Annotated in this window: 8 protein-coding genes; 5 read left to right on the top strand and 3 right to left on the bottom strand. The window is 55.6% G+C overall.

The features are described 5' to 3' along the window. Positions 1 to 183 precede the first annotated feature (183 nt). The 5 genes from ACYZUA_RS00180 to ACYZUA_RS00160 all read left to right on the top strand — a co-directional run bounded on the left by ACYZUA_RS00180 (position 184) and on the right by ACYZUA_RS00160 (position 4,645). Positions 184 to 693, top strand: coding sequence for a hypothetical protein (locus ACYZUA_RS00180; protein ID WP_461961623.1), 510 nt, complete (start codon positions 184 to 186; stop codon positions 691 to 693). A gap of 92 nt (positions 694 to 785) precedes the next feature. Further along, positions 786 to 1,424, top strand: coding sequence for a hypothetical protein (locus ACYZUA_RS00175; RefSeq protein WP_461961622.1), 639 nt, complete (start codon positions 786 to 788; stop codon positions 1,422 to 1,424). A 369-nt stretch (positions 1,425 to 1,793) separates the two neighbouring features. After that, positions 1,794 to 2,117, top strand: coding sequence for a hypothetical protein (locus ACYZUA_RS00170; protein ID WP_461961621.1), 324 nt, complete (start codon positions 1,794 to 1,796; stop codon positions 2,115 to 2,117). A 213-nt stretch (positions 2,118 to 2,330) separates the two neighbouring features. Beyond that, positions 2,331 to 3,587, top strand: a complete 1,257-nt coding sequence (locus ACYZUA_RS00165) for an IS256 family transposase (protein WP_240890573.1) — start codon at positions 2,331 to 2,333, stop codon at positions 3,585 to 3,587. A gap of 218 nt (positions 3,588 to 3,805) precedes the next feature. Next, the gene (locus ACYZUA_RS00160) at positions 3,806 to 4,645 is read left to right on the top strand and encodes a 23S rRNA (adenine(2030)-N(6))-methyltransferase RlmJ (protein ID WP_010464314.1); all 840 of its coding nucleotides are present in this window, start codon (positions 3,806 to 3,808) and stop codon (positions 4,643 to 4,645) included. A 121-nt stretch (positions 4,646 to 4,766) separates the two neighbouring features. Here the strand turns inward: ACYZUA_RS00160 and msrA are convergent, their stop codons facing one another. The 3 genes from msrA to ACYZUA_RS00145 form a co-directional block, all read right to left on the bottom strand. Continuing rightward, complete coding sequence (gene msrA / locus ACYZUA_RS00155) at positions 4,767 to 5,414, bottom strand: peptide-methionine (S)-S-oxide reductase MsrA (protein WP_461961620.1); 648 nt, start codon at positions 5,412 to 5,414, stop codon at positions 4,767 to 4,769. A gap of 207 nt (positions 5,415 to 5,621) precedes the next feature. Continuing rightward, the gene (locus ACYZUA_RS00150) at positions 5,622 to 8,315 is read right to left on the bottom strand and encodes a putative bifunctional diguanylate cyclase/phosphodiesterase (RefSeq protein WP_461961619.1); all 2,694 of its coding nucleotides are present in this window, start codon (positions 8,313 to 8,315) and stop codon (positions 5,622 to 5,624) included. Between the two features lie 288 nt (positions 8,316 to 8,603). Then, positions 8,604 to 9,998, bottom strand: coding sequence for an alkaline phosphatase D family protein (locus ACYZUA_RS00145; protein WP_461961618.1), 1,395 nt, complete (start codon positions 9,996 to 9,998; stop codon positions 8,604 to 8,606). Positions 9,999 to 10,404: the final 406 nt, after the last annotated feature.

Genomic DNA, 10,404 nt, shown 5'->3' with positions numbered 1-10,404 from the left:
GATTCACTACGACTATCCTCGTCTGAACGGGCGATTCGTAAAAGTTAAGGTAGATCGAATAGACGTTTCTTTCTGATGGAAGTTACGGGGTTTACGGACATAGAATAAATATGTTTCCTTTGACTTAGTGTGCTGCTGGGCCGTTTGAAGTGATATCAGTCGAAGAATGATGGAGCATGAATTGTGCCTGAAGTTATTGAGGGAAGATGGTCGTTTGATGATTTCAAACGCTGGACTTGTAGAGAGACAGACGCGGAGTTGTTTGACGATGACTACGCGGAGGATCCTGATGCTGTTGATATGAATATTTTAGGAGAGTGTGGAGATGCAGGAATTTTAGAGTTGATTTCGAATCCGGACTGTAGAGCTCGATCATACTTTGCTGATCTGTTAGCTCTCAGTCTATGCAATGTGTTTCGGTCTGGCAGGGACCTGCCGTTTCATTTTTCTCGATTTCTTGGGATTAAGTCTCTGGAAGACTACATGTTGGAAGTTGAAGAAGTGGCGGTGCGTGTTTACGAAGCATGTTTGGTGATCGATAGTATGAAAAACATCGCCGATCCTGCTATTCAATCGTTATACAAGCAAATTATGGATTTTAGGCATGATGAAACTAGCTGCGTGCTTGAGTTTTATTGGAGCTGTCGGAGAAAAACAGATCTCAGTTTGTTTGAGACTGATGCGGATAGTTAAGCAGTGCGAGCTGGGTCTATTGCTCAACGTCGGAAATTCGCGCCGGTTTTGTACTTGATTAGATGGATTCAGCTTTTTAGAGGTTGGTTATTTTGTTGAAGGTTGTTGAAAAAGAAAGTACTGCATCATTGCGTGAACGAATGGATAGCGCCGGATGCGTGTTCAAGTTTGTGGTTCTTTCACCGGAATCTGAGATTGAAGCTGGTGAAAGCATGCATCGACAGGCGTTGATAGCGCTTCATGAGATGCTGATGACAGAGGCGATGGAGTGGAACGAAAATCACATCAAAGATCCAAAATATGAGGATTATCCGGAGCCGCTGATTAGTTGGGATTTGGAAAATGCCATAGCTACTCCACTCAGTCGGGATGAGGTGCGGCATCTGACTTCCACTGATAAAGACGATATTTTTGAGCGATTAGCGCTATACGCCTGCTTTGTAAATCCTCCGTATCGTGCTCGGTTTAAAGGGGGGGAGACAGAGGCGCAGTCGGTTTTTCTCAAATGGTGCGAACTCCTTGGGTTAAGAGAAATAGATGATGTCTCAGTGGTGAATTGGGTCGAACGGCTCAATACAGGTCTGCATGGTTATGACGACACCATTGAACGTGTCGAGTCATGGAGCAATTATTTTGATGCAGGCTTGGAGTGGTGGGGAGTGTGGTGTCTCACGATCTGGAATCCCAAGCGTCGAACTATTAGCGCGTTGATTGCTAGCACCACAGACTGATTCAGCTGTTTAGAGGTCTCGCAACAATCGCGAAATTTCTGGGCAAAGTCATCGGAAGTTTCCTTCAACTCGTATCGGTTTCCATGAACTGGTTTGAAATGCATTCCATCGATAGTCTCTGGTGGTCACTGAAAATTCAGTGGCAGGGTGTAGGAACCCTTCAAAGTCGTTGGAAATGTATTAGCGTCGAAGCTTGGTTTGCGGCCGTTGACGTGCGTCCGTAAGATCAGTTGCGGCGGTTGTGCGCGGGCACGCTTCGGCGTGGTCGAGTTTTCCAAAGGCCTCGATATTCCTACCCCGCGCATAGCTGCCACCCTGGCCTGTAGGAGGCTGACGGCAGTTCCTATTTATTGCCTTTGGAACTTGAATATGAAAGCTCTTCACCCCGATCCACCCTACGAAAAACCAATCTCCCACCCCAAAAGCCGCTTCATGGCGCTCACCAGCAATTGCGACGACATGCCAACCCTGTTCGTCGACACCCAAGCGCCGTTGGATGTTTTGTATGACGCTGCCAACTACCGAATTCGCGCCGTCACCCAAGTGATGGAGAACTTGTCCATGCGTGGTTCGATCGAGTGTCAGTCCTTCATTCTTAGTGATTTTGCTTTGCTCTGTGCCATTCCGTTGCGGGATGGGTGTGATGTGCTGGATGTGTTAGGGCGACGATTGAAGGCTCGGTCTTCGGAGTAGGGCCGGGGGCTTTCGCTGATGCTGTTCAGTTAAGTTGATACGCACGTTTTTGTAGCAACTGGCGAAGCCTGCGTTCGGCTGCGCAGCAGTCGTAAACCCTGCCTGCACGGTGCACCTGAAACACCGCAAGCTCTGATTCTACGACTGCGAGGGTGTAATTAGTTTTGTGTAAACGGTCATTTGGCAGGAGACTGCCTACCCCAAGGAAATCCAATGACCGAGCCAAAACCCAAGCGCGCCAAACGAGTCAAGCCTGATCCTGAACTGGTTAAACTGGCCGACAGTCTGCTGGCCAACTACAAAAAGCCCGAAGATCTGATCGGCGAAAACGGCCTGCTCAAACAGCTCACCAAGATGCTGGTGGAGCGGGCCCTTGAAACCGAGATGACCGAACACTTGGGGCACGACAAAAGCGCAGCGATCACCAACACCGCCGCCAATGCGCGCAACGGTCACAGCGGTAAAACCCTGAAGGGCGACTTCGGCGAACTGCCGCTCGACATCCCTCGCGACCGGCAGGCGTCCTTCGAGCCGCAGTTGGTGGCCAAGCATCAAACCCGCTGGACGGGCTTCGATGACAAAGTCATCTCTCTCTACGCTCGCGGTTTGAGTGTCAGAGAAATCCAGGCTCACTTACAGGAAATGTACGGCACAGAGGTCTCTCCCAGCCTGATCTCGGCGATTACCGACGCGGTGAGTGACGAGGTCAAGCTGTGGCAAGCCAGACCACTGGACGCGCTGTACCCGATCCTCTATCTGGACTGCATTCACGTCAAAGTGCGTGACGCTGGCGCCGTGCGCAACAAGGCGGTTTACCTGGCTATCGGCGTCAATATGGCCGGTCACAAGGAAGTGCTGGGTCTGTGGATCGCTCAAACCGAAGGCGCGAAGTTCTGGCTGCAAGTGGTGACCGAACTCAAGAATCGGGGCGTGCAGGACATCTTCATCGCCTGCGTGGACGGTCTCAAAGGTTTCCCTGAAGCCATTGAAGCCGTCTACCCAAAAGCCGTCGTTCAGCTGTGCATCGTGCACATGGTGCGCAACAGCTTGAACTTCGTGTCGTGGAAAAAGCAGCGAGAGGTGGCGGCTGATCTCAAACTGATTTACACCTCGGCAACCGCCGAATTGGCCGAACAACGACTCTGCGAATTTGAAGCCAAATGGGATGCCGAGTACCAGTCGATCAGCCTGTCATGGCGGCGAAACTGGGCTCGGGTGATCCCGTTTTTTGACTATCCAGCCGAAATTCGCAAGGTGATTTACACCACCAATGCCATCGAATCGATCAACATGAGCCTGCGCAAAGTGATCAAAACGCGCGCCTCATTTCCGACCGATGACGCGGTGATGAAACTGTTTTATCTGGCGCTGAACAACATCAGCAAGAAGTGGACGATGCCGATCCGGGACTGGAAAGCGGCCTTGAATCGCTTCAGTATCCAGTTCGAAGATCGGCTGTTAACGGTTTAATAAAAATCCCGTTTACACAAAATCTAGGACACCCTCACGACTGCTGCGTCCGAACGCGGCCCGAACCGAGCGCAGGCTTCGCCAGCTGCTACAGATCGTGTTGCGGCCTAGCTGAGGTGTGTTTTCCCTTTATGAGTGCTGCAACTGCCCGCTCGGCTGTGAGGTCCTGACGTTCGCCTCGGTACAAGGTAAACTTCCCGCCCTTCGCAGGAGCAATCATGAATTATCGTCACGCCTTCCATGCCGGCAATCACGCCGATGTGTTCAAACACCTGACTTTGACCCGCATCATCGCTTTGATGTCGCGCAAAGAGCAGCCGTTTGCCTATCTCGACACTCACGCCGGCATTGGTCTGTATGACCTGCAGGGTGATCAGGCGAGTCGTACCGGTGAGTACCTGGAAGGTATTGCGCGTTTGTGGGATCAGCCGGATCTGCCGGCGTTGACCGCGGATTACATGAAGGTGCTGCACGACATGAACCCGGATGGCCAGTTGCGCTATTACCCGGGTTCGCCGGAGTTGGCGCGGCGGCTGACGCGGCCGCAGGATCGGGTGATGCTCAACGAGAAGCACCCCGAAGACGGCTTGCTGCTCAAGGACAACATGGCCGGTGATCGTCGGGTGAAGGTTCACTTGGGCGAAGGCTGGCATGTGCCGCGTGCGATGTTGCCGGTGCAGGAGAAGCGGGCGGTGATGTTGATTGATCCGCCGTTCGAGCAGTTGGATGAGATGCAGCGCTGCGCGGCGTCGCTGAAAGAGGCGATTGGCCGGATGCGTCAGACGGTGGCGGCGATCTGGTACCCGGTGAAGGATCAGCGCATGTTGCGTCGTTTTTATCAGGATCTGGCGGGTACGGGCGCACCGAAGTTGTTGCGGGTCGAGTTGCTGGTGCATCCGCTGGATACGCCGAACAGTCTGAATGGCTCGGGGTTGGCGATTGCGAATCCGCCGTGGGGCCTGGAAGAAGAATTGCGTGAGTTGCTGCCGTGGTTGTCCAAGAAGTTGGGGCAGACCCAGGGTGGTTGGCAGATGGATTGGTTGATCGCTGAGAGTTGATCGCCTGATCAGATGCATTGATGGCGTCTGACAGGACGCATTCGCGGGCAAGCCTCGCTCCTACAGGTCGGTGTGACCGTAGGCGCGAGGCTTGCCCGCGAAGCTTTTCAGGGCCCGAAAGTCAGATCGGGCAAGTCACGCCTGTACCGCCAATCCCGCAATACCCTTCAGGGTTTTTCGCCAGGTACTGCTGGTGATAAGCCTCGGCGAAGTAGACCGTCGGCGCTTCTTCGATTTCGGTGGTGATGGTGCCTTTGCCAGCCTTGGTCAACTCGGCCTGGAACACTTGCTCGCTGTGCTTGGCGGCTGCCAACTGAGTCGGGTTGGTGGCGTAGATCACCGAGCGGTACTGCGTGCCGATGTCATTACCCTGGCGCATGCCCTGGGTCGGGTTGTGCAATTCCCAAAACATCTTCAGCAGCTCTTCATAGCTTACTTTTGCCGGCTCGTAGACCACCAGTACCACTTCGCTGTGGCCGGTCAGGCCCGAGCAGACTTCTTCATACGTCGGGTTCGGCGTAAAGCCGCCGGCGTAACCCACCGCCGTACTGACCACGCCTTCGCGCTGCCAGAACTTGCGCTCTGCGCCCCAGAAGCAGCCGAGGCCGAAGATCGCGAAATCCACGTCCATCGCGAACGGGCCCAGCAGCGGGGCGTCGTGGACGAAGTGTTTTTCCGGCACGGTCATTGGGGTTTCACGGCCAGGCAGAGCTTGTTCTTTAGTCGGGAGCACGTTTTTGTTCACCAGAATTTCCGAGCGCAGAACCATGATCAGTCCTCTCAGTCAGGTTGGAATGTAAATACACAGACCGCCAGTTTGCCCAATGATGCCAAGTTAATCACTACCCCCCTGTGCCCTTGTGGGAGCGAGCCTGCTCGCGATAGCGGTGTGTCAGTGACGTAGATGCTGCCTGATACAACGCTATCGCGAGCAGGCTCGCTCCCACAGGGTTTTGTGTTTAGGCGGAAAGAGCATTCAGGCGATCGGGCCACGCGGATAGCGCTTGAGCTTTTCGATCAGCTCGGTGCCCGGGATCGGACGGTCGAACAGGTAACCCTGGCCGACGTCGCAGCGGTGACGGCGCAGGAACGCCAACTGCTCAGCGGTTTCGATGCCTTCAGCCACGACCTTGAGTTTCAGGTTGTGGGCCATGGCGATCACCGCGGAGGTGATTTCCATGTCGTCCTGGTTGTCGGGGATTTCGTGGATGAAGCTTCGATCAATCTTGATGATGTCGATCGGGAATTTTTTCAAGTAACTGAGCGACGAGTAACCGGTGCCGAAATCATCCATGGCCAGGGTCAGGCCCAGACGCTTGAGCTGATCGAGCTGCAAGTGGGTGTCTTCGGTGGCCTCCAGCAGCAGGCCTTCGGTGAGTTCGAGTTCCAGCAGGTTTGCCGGCAGCGCTTCTTCCTTGAGGATGTTGGCGATGGACGACACCAGGTCCGGATCGGAGAACTGCTTGGGCGACAGGTTGATTGCCACCTGAAGATTGCCCAGGCCAGCGGCGGTCAGGTCTTTGCTCATGCGGCAGGCCTGGCGGGCGATCCATTTGCCGATGGGGATGATCAGCCCGGTTTCTTCGGCGACGCTGATGAACTGGTCCGGGCGGATCATGCCTTTTTCCGGATGGTTCCAGCGCAGCAGCGCTTCCATCCCCAACAGGCGACCGCTGCGCAGGCAGAGTTTGGGCTGGTAGAACACGTCCAGTTCGTTCTGGGTCAGGGCGCGGCGCAGGTTGTTTTCGACGAACAGTTTGTAGCTGGCTTCGGCGTTCAGCGCTTCGGTGAACACCTGAACCTGATGTTTGCCGTTGGCCTTTGCCTTGTGCAGCGCGAGACCGGCGTTGCGCATCAAGGTTTGCGGGTCGCGACCGTGCAACGGCGCGCAGGCCAGGCCCACAGAGCCGGTGACGCTGATCAGCTGGTTGTCGACGAACATCGGCTTGTCGAGGGTCGCCAGCAATTGATTGGCGATCTGTTGGCCCGCACGCAGGTCGGTGTCATCCAGCAGCACGGCGAATTCGTTACTGGCGAACCGCGCCAGGCTGCCGCTCGGGCTCAGGCTGTTGCGCAGGCGTCGGGCCAGGCTGATCAGCAGTTTGTCGCCGGTCTGGTGGCCGAGGCTGTCGTTGATCCGTTTGAAGTTGTCGATGTCCACCAGCAACAAGCTGATCGGGGTATCGCTGTCTCGGGCGAAACGTTCATCAAGGTTGCGGATGAAGGCCGGGCGGTTGCCGAGGTTGGTCAGGTTATCGGTATACGCCAGACGCTCGATGCGCTGCTGGGCGAGCTTGGTCTGGGTGATGTCTTCGTAGATGCCGATGTAATGCGTCAGCTCGCGGTTGTCGCCGTAAACCTTGGAAATCGACAACTGGCCCCAGTAGGGTTCGAGGTTTTTACGGCGGCTTTTGAACTCGCCTTGCCAGCTGTTGCTCTTGGCCAGCGCCGAGGGCGCGTCGAACAGCAGCTCGCTGAGGTTTTCCAGTGCAGGCAGTTCCGACAGCCGCTGGCCGTGGACTTCTTCGGTGGTGTACTGGGTGATCGCGGTGAAGCTCGGGTTGACGTATTCCACCACGCCATCGCAATTCACCAGCAAAAAGGCGTTGGCGCTTTGCTCTACCGCACGCTGGAACAGGTGCAGGGCGCTGGTGGCGGTGCGTCGGTTGTGGTTGTTGATGACTTGGGCAAACTGATCCGCCAACTCACCGGCGAAAGCAATTTCGTCCGATTGCCAGGCGCGGGTCATACCGGTCTGTTCCAGGCACAGTACGCCGACCACTTGGCCATCGACGCGGATGCTGGCGTCGAGCATCGCATTCACATCGCGTGGGCGCAGGTGTTCGGCCATTTCCCGGGTGCGCGGGTCGCGCATGGCGTTGTGGGCGTCGATGGCGCGGCCGGTGTGCAAGGCATCCAGATAATCAGGGAAGAGACTGACGTCGATCGACTCCGGCAGCAGGTATTCCTGGCTGACGCGGCGATAGGCCGAAATCGGCACGAGCAGTGAACCTTCGAGGTTCCACAGGCTGGCGCAGTCGATTTCGTAGATGTCACAGGCACTGCGAGTGATCAGTTCGGCGGCTTCTTTCAGGGAGTTATTGCTGCTGTAGCGCTGGCGGGTCAGCAGCAGGATCAAGTCTTGCTGGGCGCGCACCCGGTCCAGGTGCTGAAGCTGTTCCTGTTGGGCGCGCTGATTGAGTTCCAGGGCGATTTGCAGGCGAGAGTTCTGGGTTTCGAGGTCCAGGGCCGACAGCCGCTGTTCACCCTCGAACAGGCCGTCGACCACCAGCAGGTAGCCGCGCAGCAGGTGTCGATTGTGTTGTTTGTAGGCCTCGCCCAGTTCCAGCAGGTTCAAGGCGCCGGCGGCGGTGTGCAGGGTGTAGCGGATCAGGTAATGCGGGCTTTCGGTGAGTTGTTGCTGAACTGCGTCATGCAGCTGATAGCGCGCTTCGGGCTCCATCAGGCTGGCGTAGGGTGAGCCGACCAGAGCACAGAGTTCCACAGCCGGCAGGCCGAACTGTCGTTCGCAATTGGGATCGAGAAACAGCAGCGCCCAGCTCGCTTCATTCAGCCGTTCGAAACGAAGCATGCCGAGCCGCGAGGGCACAGGCAACTGCGTCACTACCTCGGCCACCATACGGCTGGCGGCATCGGGTTGGCTCTTCATATGGAGGGAAACTCACTTCGAATAGGCTGATCGCGCCGGGCTCGCGCCCTCTTTACTGTTACCTGCGGCAAGGTTGCATCATTGCGACACTGACTGACAAGAGACATGAAGGCCAAGTGCTATAAGAATATGTCGGCCGGCGGCAGGATTTCTCCAGTGGATGGCTAAAAGTAATCGTTGGAACCCTGTGGCGAGAGAGCTTGCTCGCGCTGGGCTGCGCAGCGGCCCAAAAATCTTGTGAGCGCTGCGCACTCAAGCGGGAGCAAGCTCCCTCGCCACAGGTTGGGATTAACGCAAAGGAATGCCTACAGATTGCAGCAGCTGGCCATCCCGGTCGTGATAACTGACTCGAACCTGTTCGGCCTCAACGACCACATGGGCAAAGTTGTCCTCGCTGACCACCTGACTGGTCAGTTCATGCCGATAGTCGCCAGCGGGTGTTCGCGCCAATCGTTGATCGAGATTGAAGGTGGAGGCCTTGGCGTACGGCAGCAGTTTGCTGTTGCACAAGGGTGAGGAGACGATGGTGTGCATCTCGAAGTCCGGGTCTTCGCTGTGAGTCAGGCGACTGGTCAGGGAGCCATGGACATCACCGGAAACGAAGAAGACGTTCTTGATGCGGTGTGTACGAATTGTTTCCAGCAGCCGCAGACGTTGTTCGGGAAAGGCCTTCCACGCGTCATCGCCCTGGGCTTTGCGGTCGGGATAGAACATCACGCTGGTGACCACGAACTTTACTCTGGCCGGGCTGTGAATCAGCCATTTGCACAAGGCCTGTTCCTGCTCTTCGTCGAGGATGCGTCGATCATTGGCCGACAAGTTGCGTCGGGTTCGACTGTCAGTGACAAACCATTCGATATCGCCTTCGGTGAATTGATACCAATACTGTTCCAGCTTTCTATTTATTTGCCCGTTGGAAAGAAGTTCATGCGCCGGACTGTGGCTGGCTTGATACAACTCATACGCCGCCATCGCGTTTTTGTATAAATAGGCATCGGCCTTACTTTCGTTGACGGGCCAGTTATCTTCAATTTCATGATCGTCGAGGATCATGTAAGTCGGCACGCCAGACATTAATTTTGCAATGTTGGGCTGGGAAAACGCCGCGCGGTACTTACTGAGTATTGCCTTGAACTCCCGGTCGGGGGCAATAACGTTCAAGTCATCAACATAGATTTGATCGCCGGTCATCAACATGGCGCTGATGGGCGGTTCGGCCTGCTGCACCAGATTGGTGATCGAGGCGAAAATTCGATCTCCCAGATGCGGTGCGGACGGGATGCCAGCGGTCATGCGCAGGTAACGACATGAACCGACGATATAGGCCCGTGGAATCGTGGCTTTGCTTGAGCGTGTGCGAAACCGGTAGATATCGCGCGGCCATTGCAGCGGCAGTTCCTGAACCGTTTCCACGGTATGCACCGGGCTCATCGTGCTGAACCAGCCTGCCTGGTATTCGTACTCGGTATCGGTGGCAAGGTCGTTGAGTGCGATGACATCGGACATATCCCGCACGATCGTCAACTTTGCAAATACACCGTGGGACCAGCGCTCTTCACCGGGCCGGCGATAACGAATGCCTGCAAACACGGGTGCATTGTTTTGAAGTTCGCCGCGCAAGAATATGCGTGCGTGGTTAGTTGTGGTATGGCCAATAATAGGGCCGACAGTCGGTTTGAACATGTTCGAATCCATTCGAAGTAATGCTAACTAAGCAGATTAAGTTGTCGAAGTGTCTATTGGAAATTCTCCAAACTAAGATTAGTTTTTGGCTCGCAAAAAATATCGGGCGGAAGTGGACTCAAGTTGTAGGCGGCGTAAGCCATGAATGTAGGAATAAAACTCGGAGGGAGGGCCCAATGCCACTCAGTTCAGCCCTAATGCGATCTGTAGCAGCTGTCGGGCTGGCGAGGCTGCGTTCGGCTGCGTAGCAGTCGTGAATCCGGCTGACGCGGTTTGCCTGATGCAACTCAAGTCTGGCTTGACGACTGCTACGCAGCCGAACGCAGCCTCGCCAGCTCGACAGCTGCTACAGCGAGCGCGGCCTTTGGCAGTTGGTACTTGGAGTGCTGAACGGGGATGGCTTTCT

This window comes from Pseudomonas sp. LS2P72, from assembly GCF_054897865.1.
The sequence above is the reverse complement of the archived record's forward strand: the minus strand, read 5'-3'. Positions and strand labels throughout refer to the sequence as shown.